The organism is Lentimicrobiaceae bacterium (assembly GCA_028697555.1).
Classification (GTDB): domain Bacteria; phylum Bacteroidota; class Bacteroidia; order Bacteroidales; family UBA4417; genus UBA4417.
The window spans coordinates 1-15,590 of the sequence record JAQVEX010000012.1; the positions used below are offsets into that span (position 1 = coordinate 1).

Annotated in this window: 14 protein-coding genes and 1 tRNA gene; 5 read left to right on the plus strand and 10 right to left on the minus strand. The window is 35.4% G+C overall.

What is annotated here, in order from left to right:
* Window positions 1-134, plus strand: a 134-nt coding sequence (locus PHP31_02900; protein MDD3738223.1) for a formate--tetrahydrofolate ligase, incomplete at its 5' end; no start/stop codon positions are given.
* A gap of 483 nt (window positions 135-617) precedes the next feature.
* Here PHP31_02900 and PHP31_02905 read toward each other — a convergent pair.
* The 4 genes from PHP31_02905 to gldF form a co-directional block, all read right to left on the minus strand.
* A tRNA-Arg gene (locus PHP31_02905) sits at window positions 618-691 on the minus strand.
* 30 nt (window positions 692-721) lie between these two features.
* Window positions 722-1,810, minus strand: a complete 1,089-nt coding sequence (locus PHP31_02910; protein ID MDD3738224.1) for a DUF4340 domain-containing protein — start codon at window positions 1,808-1,810, stop codon at window positions 722-724.
* A 162-nt stretch (window positions 1,811-1,972) separates the two neighbouring features.
* Window positions 1,973-3,712, minus strand: a complete 1,740-nt coding sequence (gldG, locus tag PHP31_02915; protein ID MDD3738225.1) for a gliding motility-associated ABC transporter substrate-binding protein GldG — start codon at window positions 3,710-3,712, stop codon at window positions 1,973-1,975.
* A gap of 18 nt (window positions 3,713-3,730) precedes the next feature.
* The gene (gene gldF / locus PHP31_02920; protein ID MDD3738226.1) at window positions 3,731-4,462 is read right to left on the minus strand and encodes a gliding motility-associated ABC transporter permease subunit GldF; all 732 of its coding nucleotides are present in this window, start codon (window positions 4,460-4,462) and stop codon (window positions 3,731-3,733) included.
* 326 nt (window positions 4,463-4,788) lie between these two features.
* On the opposite strand from gldF, the gene PHP31_02925 reads away from it, so the two are divergent.
* The 4 genes from PHP31_02925 to PHP31_02940 are packed head-to-tail and all read left to right on the plus strand — an operon-like array spanning window position 4,789 to window position 8,574.
* The gene (locus PHP31_02925; GenBank protein ID MDD3738227.1) at window positions 4,789-5,994 is read left to right on the plus strand and encodes a pyridoxal phosphate-dependent aminotransferase; all 1,206 of its coding nucleotides are present in this window, start codon (window positions 4,789-4,791) and stop codon (window positions 5,992-5,994) included.
* A 26-nt stretch (window positions 5,995-6,020) separates the two neighbouring features.
* Window positions 6,021-7,040 carry a bifunctional ADP-heptose synthase gene (locus PHP31_02930; protein ID MDD3738228.1) on the plus strand — a complete coding sequence of 340 codons (1,020 nt, stop codon included), beginning with the start codon at window positions 6,021-6,023 and terminating at the stop codon, window positions 7,038-7,040.
* Window positions 7,040-7,750, plus strand: a complete 711-nt coding sequence (gene ubiE / locus PHP31_02935; GenBank protein MDD3738229.1) for a bifunctional demethylmenaquinone methyltransferase/2-methoxy-6-polyprenyl-1,4-benzoquinol methylase UbiE — start codon at window positions 7,040-7,042, stop codon at window positions 7,748-7,750. The genes PHP31_02930 and ubiE overlap by 1 nt, the downstream gene beginning before the upstream one ends.
* Before the next feature lie 50 nt (window positions 7,751-7,800).
* Window positions 7,801-8,574, plus strand: coding sequence for a porin family protein (locus PHP31_02940; protein MDD3738230.1), 774 nt, complete (start codon window positions 7,801-7,803; stop codon window positions 8,572-8,574).
* A gap of 6 nt (window positions 8,575-8,580) precedes the next feature.
* Here the strand turns inward: PHP31_02940 and PHP31_02945 are convergent, their stop codons facing one another.
* The 6 genes from PHP31_02945 to PHP31_02970 form a co-directional block, all read right to left on the minus strand.
* Window positions 8,581-8,991: a 30S ribosomal protein THX gene (locus PHP31_02945; GenBank protein MDD3738231.1), complete on the minus strand. Its 411-nt coding sequence runs from the start codon at window positions 8,989-8,991 to the stop codon at window positions 8,581-8,583.
* A gap of 182 nt (window positions 8,992-9,173) precedes the next feature.
* Window positions 9,174-9,530 carry a four helix bundle protein gene (locus tag PHP31_02950; GenBank protein ID MDD3738232.1) on the minus strand — a complete coding sequence of 119 codons (357 nt, stop codon included), beginning with the start codon at window positions 9,528-9,530 and terminating at the stop codon, window positions 9,174-9,176.
* A 112-nt stretch (window positions 9,531-9,642) separates the two neighbouring features.
* Window positions 9,643-11,673: a S9 family peptidase gene (locus PHP31_02955; GenBank protein ID MDD3738233.1), complete on the minus strand. Its 2,031-nt coding sequence runs from the start codon at window positions 11,671-11,673 to the stop codon at window positions 9,643-9,645.
* A 455-nt stretch (window positions 11,674-12,128) separates the two neighbouring features.
* Window positions 12,129-12,680 (minus strand): peptide-methionine (S)-S-oxide reductase MsrA, encoded by a 552-nt coding sequence (gene msrA, locus PHP31_02960; protein MDD3738234.1) that lies wholly within the window; start codon window positions 12,678-12,680, stop codon window positions 12,129-12,131.
* A gap of 12 nt (window positions 12,681-12,692) precedes the next feature.
* A complete protein-coding gene (locus PHP31_02965) occupies window positions 12,693-13,382 on the minus strand; it encodes an outer membrane beta-barrel protein (protein ID MDD3738235.1) in 690 nt (229 codons plus the stop codon).
* 46 nt (window positions 13,383-13,428) lie between these two features.
* A complete protein-coding gene (locus PHP31_02970; GenBank protein ID MDD3738236.1) occupies window positions 13,429-15,567 on the minus strand; it encodes a Tex family protein in 2,139 nt (712 codons plus the stop codon).
* Between the last annotated feature and the right edge of the window lie 23 nt (window positions 15,568-15,590).

Sequence of the window (15,590 nt, forward strand, 5' to 3'; positions counted from 1 at the left end):
ATATTGTAATTAACAACGGTTCGGAATTTATTGTAGCTATTGCCGGTGAAATGATGCGTATGCCCGGACTACCAAAGGAACCGCAAGCTAAAAACATTAAAATTGTTGATGGAAATATTGAAGGATTGAGCTAAGTGGTTTTTATTCTAAACATTTATTATACTATTACTGTCTGATTGGTGATTGGTGAATTGTGATGGGTGATGGGTGAGTTTTGAGTTAATATTTGATAATTCTAATTTCTGACTTTGGTTGCTGAGCTCGCCGAAGCACTAATTTCTAACTTTACCTACCAACAGCCAAAAGCCAAATATATATTTATCTGACAACAATATCATAAAACAAGCCCGACACTGAGAAGAGTCGGGTTTTTTTATTTATTGTGAGATTTAGGAATAATGAAATAAAAAAACTCTTATGTGGGGTAGCTTTGTTTCAAGCAGAGCCGATACACTCCATAACCCACATAAGAGCTTATGCAAAAATAATAAATATTTATAAACAAGCAAATAAAAAGAAACGAATTTGTCGTACAAACTTAGGACAAGTTAGGAAACAAAAAAACTGCCTTTTCAGCAGTTTTTTTTGTTTAAAATTATAAAGTCATGAAAAAGTAGCGATCTCGATAGGATTCGAACCTATGACCCACAGCTTAGAAGGCTGTTGCTCTATCCAGCTGAGCTACGAGACCTTGTAAATTTTTTGCAAATATAATATTATTTTAAAATATGTCAACAAATTCTAGTTTTTCTTTCCAATTTTTATCAAACCAATCTATTGGTAGAATGATGTTTCCGAAAGCATAATACTGAATTACGTAAACGTCTTTTGTTGTGCTGAGTGTGGCATGCATCCTGTCGGGGTCGAATTCTAAGTCGCTACCGTCGTCAATATTTATTGCTCCGGGAGCAGCTTTTCTTTTCCATGCTTTAAGTTCAATGGCTTTATTATTAAAATCGACTATTTCTAAGCTAAAGTATGGCTTTTGACTGTTTAAAGAATCCACCATTGCTTGCGAAAAATCGTTTCTTACAGCTTCACAATTAAGGTCTTTAAAATTGTTGAAATACTGAATAGCTTTTAGCGTATCGAAATCGTGTATTTGCTTTTTGTGCGGATGCGTAAATAATGATATGGATTTATTGTCATTATTCACAAGTATAAACGATTCGGTAGGGGAGTCGGGATAAACAAGAGATATTTGTTTAATATCATTTAGTTTCATGTTCAACAAATTACGGTTACGCCAATTCATAATATTGGTCGTGTATCGGGTACTAATAAATCCCCTTAAACCCGGAATGCTGACCACGTATGGTTGTTTGCTACCTTCCATAATCAAAAACGAACCCATTTTGTCCATTGTTTCGCTGCCTACATAATATGTTCGGGTCAATTTTTCGCGTGGAAACAGTTTAATGCGATTAAACAAATTAATACGATACACCTTTTGATATATTTCGGTCTTCACTGAGTTGATAGACAAACTCTTTATGATATTTTCTGTAGCAGCATTAGAAACCGGATATTTAACATCTAAAGTTGCAAATGTTTCCAAAAGCAAATCTACAACTTCCTTATTTGCCGGAAAAGTATCATTTATAATCCATTTGCCGTCATCTTGTCGTGTACATTTAATATAACGATCGACTCTATCGGCAAGAAAGAATTTTGTAACGGAAGCAGTATCTTCTACTACGAAGTTGTTTTCTTTGCTTCTAAATTCTCTATTGCTCTGATAATTGGCGACAATTAATATTATTATCGCTAGCAATGCTAATATCAAAAGTGGTATTCTAAATTTTTTCATATAATTGTGTGTTTTTGTTTAATTGTGTTCGGTGGTGGGTGGTGGGTGGTGGGTGATTAGAGTTTTGCCTCTCACTCATCACTCATCACTCATCACTCATCACTCATCACTCATCACTCATCACCATTTATTACATAATTTAACATATTAGTCTAATATCTATTAATAAGAGTATTTTTTCTTTCTTGCAAAATACTGAACAATAGCGGCAAGTATAACAATAGCAACAGGTATAACCAAATTAATAATTTGCCATTTCAGTTTGTTTTCCGTTTTTTGTGTATCTAAAAGTCGCAGTTCAATTTTGCGTGAGCGAAGTTCAAACAAACGACTATCGTCGCATAGGTAGTCAATGCAGTTTAGGATAAAGTCACTGTTTCCGAATTTGGTTTGAGTGTATTTATCAAACCCTAAGGGCAGTGCAACAGGACTTCCGGATGTGAATTGAACCTGATTTTTAATAATATCGCCGTCGGCAACAAAAATCATGGCTGTATTTTCACTTTCAGGTAAAAACTTAATAGAAGGAGCCGTTGCTATTTCCTGCGGTATTCTGTTCCTGAACAGTGATGTGAATTTTCCTTCAACCAACACCGAAACCGGCAAATTGCTCTGATTATATTGTTTTACGTCGGGTTGCTCGTACAGGTAGCTGAGCTTAACCATAACAGGAGCATTGTATGCTTTGCTATATTGCGAAGTGCTTAGCAGTATGGTTTTCTTCAAATCGGGAACTTCAATAGTATCAATACTGCTTATAAATTCGGTTCTGATTAAATTTACATTTCTAACAATTGGATGTTCGGCGGTTGGAACCAAAACAGGCATAAACACCCATGGTATCATTCTTTGTGTTCCGCTATTGTCAACAACGACAGGAATTGGAAGCGCATTTAGGTCGGTAACCAAGTTATGATTTATTCTAACGCCGTAGTTAAAAAGCATATCGTCGATGTTAAGGTCGTTGCTCATACCGACGGTCTGACTTTTGCTTTGCAGGCTGTCCATGCTTGCTCTTACGCCATCAATAAGCCACAACACTTTTCCGCCGTTCATAATGTATTGGTCTATAATGAATTTATCTTTTTCATCGCGACTGAACATTTCGGTAGGCTTGGCAATAATAATAGCATCGTAATTGTTCTTTACAAAATAATTAGTCGAGTCTTCATCAACGGGATGCCTTTTCGTCAGAGATGAAAACTTGCCGTCAATTTCAACTTTTTCAACAACGTAAAACTCCGACAAGTCGGCAATTGCACCTTGTCTGTATAGCAGTGGAAGTTCGCCATGTCCTTCAACAAAAGCTATTTTTTTCTTAGATTTACCAATGAGTTTACGCAAACTGTTAGCAAGATTATATTCAAGAGCTTCAACGGCACTGTTTAAAGCTAGTTCTGGGTTTTTACCACTCTGATTTTCAATAAGTTGAATTGCAACTTTTTTATCTTTATAATTTGCCACACCACCCGGGAAAATCAATTTTCTGGAATATCCGTCTTTGTCTTTTACCTGCAATTCTGTAGGATTAACACCTTCGCTGATAATCTGCTTAAAAAAATCTTCTCGCTGTTTTTGATTACTTATTTTGGACGGATCGGTAAACTCAAACTGTATTTTATTAGAGTATGCTCTAAACTGATTTAGCATCTCTCTTGTTTCTTTTTGCAATCTGATAAACCCTGGGGGAAAATCGCCGTCTAAGTAAATTTTAAAATATACAATGTCGTCTAAATCCTTAAGGATTTTTTTTGTAGCAGGAGCTAAGGTGTATCTCTTTTCTGAAGTTATATCTATTCTGAAATGAATAAAACTCGACAGAATATTTATTACAATAATAAACAGAATACCAATCAGTAGCTTAGTAATTACATTTTTCTTTATATTTTTTTTATCTTTCATTCCAATAAATTATTAAGGTTACCACTTGCGTTTTTCAATGTTAAAACGCGTAATTAGTAAGAAAAATGCAATTAACGACAGGAAGTAAATTACATCTCTCGTGTCGATAACGCCTTTGCTCATATTGATATAGTGCGTATTTATGCCTAATTGTTCGATGAAGTAAGCCACTTTATTGAAAATATTAATACCGGCAACAAAGTCGGAACCAATGTACATTACTATAGAAAGAAGGAAGGCAATAATAAAAGCAACTACCTGATTGGACGATATTCCGGAAGAAAAAACACCTATTGCTGCAAAAGAGCTGGCAAGAAAAAACAAACCTATAAAAGCACCCCAAGTTCCGCCTGTATCGATGTTTCCAACAGGATTTCCGAGCATATAAATGGAAATATAATATATGAGTGTTGGCGCTATCGAAAGTAATATCAGCAGTACCGAAGCCAAATACTTAGCCATAATTATACCCATTTCCGAAATTGGTTTGGTTAGCAACAATTCAATGGTGCCACTTTTGTTTTCTTCGGAAAAGGTACGCATGGTAATGGCTGGAACTAAAAACAGAAACAGCCATGGTGCCAACATAAAATAGTTGTCTAAGCTGGCGTATCCGTAGTTGAGTAGGTTAAACGCCGATGGCAAGACCCATAACAACAAGCCGTTAAGTATTAGGTAAACAATAATTACCAAATAACCGGTAACCGAACTTAAAAAGCCTTTAACTTCCTTTATTAAAAGTGAAAGCATGAATATAAATTTGTTTGTTAATTGTTTTAAAGTTTTGCAAATGTAATGTTTTAATGATAATTGCAGTTTATTATATTTGTTAAAATACATCAAAGCTATGTAAAAAAACGCTATACATAAGTAAATATAAGGGCTTTACATATGACCAATTAAAACAAATTTGTCCTACAACTTTATCGTAAATAATTGAAGTTAAATTACAAAGACAACAATTTTATTGTAAAAAGATAGACGGTATCAATAAAATAATTACTTTTGCCTTTTGCAAACTCCTAATTTTGTTAGGATTTTTTATTTTGTTGAATCAATAATTAAATATTAAAAAGATGAGCAATATTTTATCAAACAGAATTAATTCCTTAGCTGAGTCGGAAACCTTAGCTATGAGTCAACGTAGCCGTGAATTACAAGCGCAAGGTATTGATGTTATTAATTTAAGTATAGGCGAGCCCGATTTTGACACCCCCGAATATATAAAAGGTGCAGCCAAAGAAGCCATAGACAATAATTTTACTCATTATACTCCTGTTCCGGGGTACATGGATTTACGTCAGGCTGTAGTTACTAAACTTAAACGCGATAATAATTTAGATTATAAAGCATCAAACATAGTTGTATCGACGGGTGCAAAACAATCGTTAGCCAATGCAATTTTATGTTTGATAAATCCAGGCGACGAAGTTATTATACCTGCTCCTTATTGGGTATCTTACAAAGAATTGGTAAAATTAGCCGAAGGTGTTGTTGTTAACATTTCAGCCGATATCAACTCCGATTACAAAATTACACCGCAACAGCTTGAAGCAGCCATTACCGATAAAACCAAAATGTTTATTTTCAGTAGTCCTTGTAATCCTTCGGGTAGCGTGTATTCACACGCAGAATTGGAAGCACTTTGCAAGGTTTTTGAAAAGCATGAAAACATCTTTATTATTTCCGACGAAATTTACGAATATATCAATTACGTCGGCAAACACGAAAGTTTGGCATCTTTTAATACAATAAAAGATAGAGTAATACTGATAAATGGAGTCTCAAAAGGTTATGCAATGACGGGTTGGCGTATTGGATATATGGCTGCAACCAACGAAATTGCGGCTGCTTGCACCAAGTTGCAAGGACAAATTACTTCGGGAACTTCTTCCATTTCTCAAAAAGCAGCTATATCAGCTCTTAGTATTGGCGATGCTCCTGGTTCGGATGTTGCTAAAATGAGAGATGCTTTCAGAAAAAGACGCGATATGTTTGTTAAATTGCTTAACGAAATTGAAGGCATTAAAACTCCAATGCCTGACGGAGCATTCTACGTATTTTCGGATATTTCAGGTATTCTTGGCAAAAAATATAATGGCAAGACAATAAGCAACGACACCGAATTTTGCGACTTTTTATTAGATGTTGCTCATATTGCTAGTGTCCCGGGAGCTGCATTTGGTGCACCAAATTGTTTCAGAATGTCGTATGCAACTACCGAAGAAAATCTTATTGAAGCTGTAAATAGATTGAAAAAAGCGCTTGATATGCTTCAGTAAACTTGTTTCATCATACAAAAATAATTATGGATAATCTTATCGTTCAGGTAGAAACATTTTTTAAAGAAGTAAAAGACCAAAAAGTTGTTATTGTCGGCGATGTCATGCTCGATACGTATCTGAATGGAACGGTAGATAGGATTTCGCCAGAAGCACCTGTTCCGGTGGTTAACCTAAAAGGACGAAAAAACATGCTTGGCGGTGCTGCCAATGTTGCTTTGAATATTAAAAAATTAGAAGCCGAACCTATTGTTTTTTCAGTTATTGGTACGGATAAAAGTGCCGATACTATTGTGAAATTGTTTGAAGAGAATAATATTTCTACTCAGGGGTTAATAAAAAACAGCAATTCGGTTACTACTACCAAGTTTCGCATAGTTAGTAATAAGGTTCAACTACTGCGAGTTGATGAAGAAAAAACAGACGATATTCCAAAAGAGGTTGAAAACCAACTTATCAGCAATATACAAAACTATTTTGCAAACAATTCACCAAAGGCTATTTTGCTTCAAGATTACAACAAAGGCGTGTTGACTGCCAATGTAATTAAAAGTATTGGCGAAATAGCTGCAAAATATAATGTTCCAGTGGCAGTTGACCCAAAGAAAAACAATTTTTTAGGTTTCAAAAATGTAACCTTGTTTAAACCTAATTTGAAAGAAATTTCGGAAGGTTTATCCGTAAAAATCAATCCTGATAATATTGATTCGTTGGCGAGTGCTGCAATGATAATACATGACAAACTAAACGTTAAAAATGTTTTGATAACTCTTTCAGAAAAAGGTTCTTTTGTCAGCACCTTTGCCGAAAACAAGCAAACTTGCAGCTTGCACCCAACGATAGCACGCAGCATTTCTGATGTTTCGGGAGCAGGCGATACCGTTATTAGTGTCGCAACTCTCGGTCTGATTGCATCTATCGACTTCAAGCACATTGCAGTTATTTCAAATATTGCAGGCGGTTTGGTGTGTCAAAAGCCTGGAGTTGTGCCTATAAGCAAAAAAGAACTTATTGACGAATTGCACAAAAACAATAAAATTGTTTAATGTCAGTGCCAAGTAGCAATTATTCAGACAAATCTGTTGTTAAAGATATGTTTAACAACATTGCCCCAAAGTACGATACCTTAAATCGCTTGCTATCGTTTGGAATTGATAAAATTTGGAGAAAAAAGCTGATAAAACAACTGATTTCAAACAATCCCGAAAAAGTCCTTGACGTAGCTACAGGAACAGGCGACTTAGCTTTTCATCTATTAAAAAAACACGAAACCGAAGTTGTAGCTGTTGACATTTCCACAAATATGATGGAAATAGCAAGACAAAAAGCTAAAAAAAACAATGTAACCAATGTGTCTTTTATGGAAGCAAGTGCCGAAAATTTACCTTTTGATGACAATAGTTTCGATGCAGTTATGGTAGCTTTTGGGATTAGAAATTTCGCCGATTTAAATAAAGGTCTTACCGAGATGCATAGAGTGCTAAAAATAAAAGGTAAGGTGTTTATATTAGAATTTTCGGAACCGAATAAATTACTGCTTAAAAACTTGTACAAATTTTATTCTAAACAAATTATACCTGTAATAGGGAAGTTAGTTTCTAAAAATAAATATGCGTATAAGTATTTGCCCGAAACAATTGCTGAATTTCCAAAGAATGATAAAATGGTCGAAATAATTGTAAACAATGGATACAGTAACTGTATTTATTACAAATATACAGGTGGTATTTGCAATTTATATGTAGCGGAAAAATAATAAATACAAAATTCTAACGTTAGTAACTTGTAAAAATTGAAAATCAATAAATGAAAAAAACATACATATTAGTTTTTATTGCTCTTTTTATCACTCTCAGAACCTACTCGCAATCGAGGCAAGTGCCTAATTTGTTATATTTCGACAATGCTAAATATCATTTTGGCTTTTTATTGGGAACCAATCAGATGCTATTTACCATAAAAACCGCCGATGATTTTCAAAATGTGATGTATTACAACAATAACACTAAACAAAACATGCCTGATCTTAATTGCGATTCAGCAAGACTTTATAATGTTGAAGGCAGACCCAGTTTCGGGTTTGTTATTGGAATAATTGGCAATATGCGAATGAGCGAGCACTTCGATTTGCGACTTACACCTTCATTATCATTTGGTGAAAGAAGATTGCAGTACGATTTATTGATTTACAACGAAGATGAAACTCCATATATACACAGAGCAGATAAAGACATACAATCTACTTATATTGATTTTCCATTGTTTGTAAAATACAAAGGCGATCGTATGCATAACGTACGTCCTTACGCGTTTGCAGGAGCTAAATATATGCTCGATTTAGCTTCAAATGCTAAGAAAAAAGAAAAGGAAAACGCAGGTTACGTTTTCCTTAATAGAAATGATTTTTATGCATTTGCAGGAGCCGGCTTTGATATTTATACGGCTTATTTTAAATTTGGTGTAGAAGCAAGTATGTCTTACGGTATAATTGATGTCATCAAGCGCAACGACCAAATTTATACTTTGGGAATAGAAAAGCTATCGTCAAAAATATTCCAGCTCTCATTCACGTTTGAGTAGTTGGTACTATTCTTCCTCTTTCTTTTCAGCTTCAGTTGATTCTTCTTTTGTTGCGGTTTTTTTAGCCTTAGGTTTAGTTTCTTTTTCTACTTCTTTTTTCTCAGCGGCTTTTTCTTTTACTTCTTTTTTCTCAGTAGCTTTCTCCGCTGCTTCTTTTTTTTCTGCTACTTTTTTCTCAGTAGCTTTTTCTGCTACTTCTTTTTTCTCCGCAACTTTTTTCTCAGTAACTTTTTCTACTACTTCCTTTTTCTCAACAACTTTTTCAGCTACTTCTTTTTTTGCAGTTGCTTTTTTCACTTCTTTCACTTCGGCAGGTTTCTCAGCAACAGTTTGTTTTTTAACTTTACGCTTGCGAGTAACACCGTAGCTACCCATAATTATTTTACCCCTTTTTGTTTTTTTATCGCCTTTTCCCATAATTGAACATATTTTATGTTAAACATTTATTTAATAAGTAATTGTGCAAAGATAGTAAAAATTTATTTGGTGATTGGTGATTAGTGATTAGTGGTCAGTGGTGGGTGATTGGTGGTCAGTGAGTTTACCATCCACCAGTCACCATTCACCATTCACTATCCTCTATTCACCATTCACCATATTTAATTTTTGACTTCTAATTTTCCTATTAGAGCAAACAGTTGTTTCCTAATAATAGTTATCAGTTCAATAATGTCATCTATTGATTGTACGTATTTTTGGCGATAAGCTATTTCCACTTGAGTCTCTAATTCAGCTAAAGAACCAAGAGATATGTAGCAAAAATGAATGTATTCTTTTGTGTTCTTTCTATTAAATCCTTCTGCAATATTAGATGGAACGGAAATAGCACTTCTTTTTATTTGAGATGTTAGAGAAAATAATTCATCTTTGGGAAACTGTTTAGTTAATAAGTACACTTTATCAACTAAATCCATTGCATTATTCCAAACATCCATATCTCTAAATGAAATTACCATGCCATTGTTTTTTTATTAGTTATTAGCGTTCTATGAAACACTCCACGTATTACACACCCATCACTATCCACCCATCACCATTCACCATTCACCACTCACCAACCACCATTCACTACTTCAGCCACATATCTAGCCAATTAAAAAACTCTCGTTGCCACATAACGCTATTTTGGGGACGAAGTACCCAGTGGTTTTCTTCATGGAAATGCAAGTATCTGGCAGGTACATTATTTAATCTAGCTGCGTTAAATGCTGCAATTCCTTGTGTATATGGTATTCTGAAATCGTATTCGCCTTCAATTATCAAAATAGGAGTGTCCCACTTGTGGACAAATTTATGAGGCGAATTGGCGTATGAATGCTTTACTTTGTCATTGTTTTCCCAGTACGCACCGCCCAAATCCCAATTTACAAACCACATCTCTTCGGTTGCTACATATTGTTGTTCCAAATTAAACATTCCGCAATGCGAGATAAATGCTTTAAAGCGTTTGTCGTGGTTACCTGCCAACCAAAACACAGAAAAGCCGCCGTAGCTTGCTCCAATAGCACCTAATTTGTCTTCATCAACGTAGGGTTCTTTTGCCATTTCGTCAATTGCGACAAGGTAATCCTTCATGTTTTGTCCGCCATAGTCGCCGCTAATTTGGTCGTTCCATTCCTGACCGAAACCCGGAACGCCGCGCCTGTTAGGTGCAACAACAATATAACCATTGGCAGCCATCATTTGAAAATTCCAACGATAAGAGAAAAACTGACTTACCATACTTTGCGGACCACCTTGACAGTAGAGTAGAGTAGGGTATTTTTTGTTGGCATCGAAATTTGGAGGTAAAATAATCCATGTTAGCATTTGTTTTCCGTCGGTGGTAGTTATCCAACGTTTTTCAACGCTTGCCGATGTAACGTCTTTTAAGATTTCGTCGTTGGTTTTAGATATTTTGGTTTGCTTGCCGTTTTCGCTTATTCTATATACCTCAGTCGGCTCAAGCATTGATTGTTTTGTAGTTATTATGTCATTTCCGCATAACAAAATCGACAAATAGTCGTATTGGTCGGTGGTAATTTGTTTAAATGTTTTATTAGCCACATCTAGCTTGAAAATATGTTCGCATCCTTTATTCGGACTTATAAAATAAATATATTTATCGTCAGCCGACCAAACAAAGGAGCTTGCGTTGTTATCGAAATTTTCGGAATAATTAGTTGTGCGACCTGTGGCAAAATCGTGAATCATTATTCTATCTTTATCAGCTTCAAAGCCGTCGCGTTCCATGCTTCTCCAAACAATTTTATTGCCGTCGTGCGAAAAAACAGGGTCATGGTCATAACCCATCAATCCCTTTGATAGAACGGTCTCAGTGTTGGTTTGCAAGTCGTATAAATAAATTTCGGAGTTAGTGCTTTCCGAATACTCTTTTCCGTTAAGTTTTTTGCAGGTGTAAGCAATTTTATTTCCGTTGGGATGCCATGCAATTTGCTCCATTCCACCCCATGGTTTCATTGGTGAGTCGAACTTTTGATTTAGCATAATGTCAGTTGCTTCTCCAATTTTATCTGTGCTAAAATCGGCGACAAAAATATGGTTGTAGCTATAATCCGACCACGAATCCCAATGCCTGTACATAAGGTCGTTTTCAATGCGAGCGTTTGCCTTTGGTAAGTCGGGGTGTATATCGTTAGGAGTTTCGTCTAATTTGATACGTTGAACAAATAGAATTTTTTTCCCATCGGGCGAAATTGAAAAGCCGCTAATATCATGGTCGGTATTGCTTATTTGCACAGGATTTGAACCATCTGTCGAAGCACGCCAAATCTGACTTTTACCGTTTTTAGCCGACAAAAAGTAAATAAAGTTTTTATGAAAAATTCCGTTGCCTTCGGAACCTTTAAAATCTGTTACTTTTTTTAAGTTATTACCGTCAATATCAACGGTATATAAATCTCTGTTGCCGGAATTTTCTTTCAGATTATACCAAGAAACCCCGTAAATTAAGGTTTTATTATTTTCCGATAATTGCACATCGCTAACTCTGCCTAATTTCCAGAGTAATTCGGGAGTGTACACGTTGCTTTTGTTTTCTTGAGCAGAAATCATAATTGCCAAAATGGTTAATGTTAATACTAAAAATGTCTTTTTCATATAAGTAATTAATTTTATGTTTAACGAATTATCTTAGTTTGCTGTTTTATAGATAGATAAATTGATTTATTAAAACTTTTTATTTAAATGTAATTAGACTAATCACACATTATATTGAACTGCTAAAATAATAAAAATACATAGTTGAATGATTTTTATCATTTTAATATTTAAAGTCTTTGTCGCTCGCTTTGCAAAAGCGAGCGAGCGTTGGTGATAAGAATTTGCTGGTGCGCTTTTGTAAAGCGTGCCAGCAGAATTAATTGTTCCACAAAGTTTCGGTGCGTGTTTAATGGAGTGTCTTAATTGCCGTGCCTTTAAAGACACAGCAATAGAAACATTGCGATTAATAATGTGCAATAGCTGTAATCTTAATAACCCTTAATGCCTTACTGGTTCAAAAAAAATGCTGACAGCTAATGGCTAAAAGCCAACGGCTAAAGGCAATATTTAAATCATTTTATAAAAGATTCAAAGTCGGTTTTAAATTTCAGAACCTTAGGCTTTATTATTGTTCGGCAGTACGGATCATTTGGGTTTTGTTCAAGATAATTGTTGTGATAATCTTCGGCAGGATAAAATGTGCCGGCTTCTGTTATTTCGGTTACAATTATTTTTGATTTAAACTTATCGCTGTTTTGCAATTCGTTTTTTACTTCAGTCGCAATTTTTTCTTGTTCTTTATTGTGAAAGAAAACAGCCGACCTGTACTGAGTTCCGATATCCATTCCTTGTCTGTTTGGTGTAGTAGGGTCGTGGATGCTCCAAAAAACCTTTAAAATATCGCTGTACGAAATAACATCGGCGTTGTAAGTAATTTGGCAAACTTCGGCATGGTTAGTATTGCCTGTACATACTTCTCTGTAGGTAGGGTTTGGGGTTGTTCCGCCCATAAATCCGCTTTGTACAGATATAACACCCTTTAGCTGAAGATAAATTGCTTCAACACACCAAAAACAACCTGCAGCCAAAGTTGCCGTTTCGGTTTTTATATTGTTATCAACCATAATAGAAAAATATTATTTGCTAAAATCTTTTGGTGGCTTACGTTTTGGCGGTTGTTCGTTTATCATATATACAATACGAAACGACCAAAGGTTATTGTAGAAGTCGCGAATATTCATATATCCTGTCTTGGAATCTCTAATGTTACGAGTTGCAATTTTTTTGAGAGAGTACGAGTATCTTAGGTTTGCATGAAGATTTTTATACACTCTAACGCTAACATCACCAAAACCAACCCAGTCGTTTAAGGAAAACACTCCCGATTTCATAGTAACAGTATCAATAGGAGCTTTATGACGCCACTCGCCAATATCAACGAGTCGATTATACGAAACACCAATTCCTGCCGAAACAATATCATCGGTGTAGTAAAACATAAGGGGGACTTCGGCATAATTCAATTTTAGTTTATACGATCCGTCTAAGGGTACGCCATCTAAAGTATCCCTGAATTGCGAACCAAGCCGGCTTCCTTTTTGCGAATATAGTGTTTCTAACGAAAAAGCAAAGTTTTTATGCACATGGGCAGAAACACCCAACCCACCGGTAAATCCTATTTTTTTAAATCCGTAGGTTTCGTCTCCATCAACCTGACTAAGGTTGAAACCGCTAATTACTTTTGCTTTAAAAATTTGTGCTTCACTTATGTACGAATAAGTCAGAATTGTTACGGTTAGTAATGTTTTAATCAGTATTTGTTTCATATTATAAATTATGAAGTATTATTTTAATGATATTCAGCAGGCAAAGTTAAAGGTTTTTCATGCTTAACTGAATACGTTTCTTTTCTTTTTCGATTTTTACAACTTTTACCTTGACTTTTTGGTTGAGTTTAACAATATCGTGAGGACTTTTAACAAATTTATTAGCCATTTGACTTATATGAACCAATCCGTCTTGTCCAACGCCAATATCGACAAAAGCACCGAAGTTAGTGATATTTGTTACCACTCCGTTTAGAATAATCCCTTCTTTTAGGTCGTCTATAGAGTTGATATCGCTATTAAATTCTATTATTTCAAAATTTTTGCGAGGGTCTCTGCCTGGTTTCTCCAATTCGGAGATAATATCGACTATTGTCGGCAAACCAACCGTATCGGTGATGAAATCTTTTGGATTTATTTTCTTTCCAATTTCCGGATTGTTAATGAGTTGCTTGATGTCGCAATTCAATTTTTCCGCCATGTTGTACGCTATATGATAGCTTTCGGGGTGAACGGCACTTTCGTCTAAAGGATTTTCGGCATCTTTAATTCTTAAGAAACCTGCAGCTTGTTCAAAAGCTTTTTCGCCAAGGCGAGGCACTTTTTTCAGTTCGTTGCGAGATGTGAATTTACCGTTTTCTTCTCTATAATTGACAATATTCTTTGCCAAAGCGTTTCCAATACCCGAAACGTAGCTGAGCAGCTCTTTGCTTGCAGTGTTTAGTTCTACACCTACATTGTTTACACAACTTTCAACAACTGTAGTCAAAGCATCTTGCAGTTTGTTTTGGTTAACATCGTGCTGATATTGCCCAACACCTATTGATTTAGGGTCGATTTTAACCAATTCGGAGAGCGGATCCATAAGTCGCCTGCCTATAGATACGGCGCCCCTGACGGTAATATCGTAGTCGGGAAACTCTTCGCGGGCAACATCTGATGCTGAATAGATAGAAGCACCGCTTTCGTTTACCATAACGGCAATAATATCATCTTCGAAACGTATTTTCTTTATCAAATTCTCCGTCTCTCTACCTGCAGTGCCGTTGCCAATGGCAATAGCATCAACTTTATAGCTTTTTACCAAAGTTTTAATTTTATTGATAGAATGTTTTACATCATTTTGCGGTGGGTGAGGGTATATGGTTTCGTTATGCAACAATTTGCCTTGTGGCGAAAGAATAACAATTTTACAACCGGTTCTGAAACCAGGATCAATAGCTAAAACCGTTTTTTGTCCCAATGGTGGCGACATTAAAAGCTGACGCAGATTGTCGGAAAAAACTTTTATTGCTTCTTCGTCGGCTTTTTCCTTGAATATATTTCTATATTCAGTCTCAATAGATGGTTGTAACAGTCTTTTATACGAGTCGGCGATAGCAAGTTCAACATGTTTTGCAGCAACGGAATCGTTTTTTACAACTTTTTTCTTCAGCAATTCGTTTGCTTTTTCCGTTTCAGGATAAATACTGATTTTAAGGAAACCTTCGTTTTCGCCTCTATACATTGCCAACAAACGATGCGATGGTGTTTTATCTAAAGGCTCCTCCCATTCGTAATAATCTTCGTATTTAATACCTTCTAACTCTTTGCCCCTTACCATTTTGCTATATATTATGGCTTCCTTATTGTACAAGTTTCTGACAATATCTCTGCAGGGCTTATCTTCATTAATCCATTCGGCAATAATATCTCTAGCGCCATCTATAGCTTCTTCTGCTGATTTTACTTCTAATTCTGCATTAATAAATTTTTCAGCAACGCTGTCGTTGTACGAAAAATCTTGTTTAAAGATGATTTCGGCAAGCGGTTCCAAACCTTTTTCTTTAGCAACCGATGCTTTGGTGCGCCTTTTGGGTCTATACGGCAAGTAAAGGTCTTCCAAGTCGGTAAGAGTGGTGGCACTCAGAATTTGTTTTTCCAATTCTTCGGTAAGTTTACCTTGCTCTTTTATACTCTGAAGTATTGTATTTCTTCGGTTTTCTAATTCAATATATTTTTCGTATTGAAGTTTAATATCTCCAATTTTAACTTCGTCAAGGCTACCAGTAACTTCTTTTCTATAACGTGCTATAAAGGGGATTGTGGCGCCATCATTCAGCAATTCTATAACATTTTTTACCTGAAATTCTCTAATTCCGAGCAGATTTGCAATGTTAATGGTGAAATTTTCTGTATTATTCATATTGTAATCGATAATATTTCTGC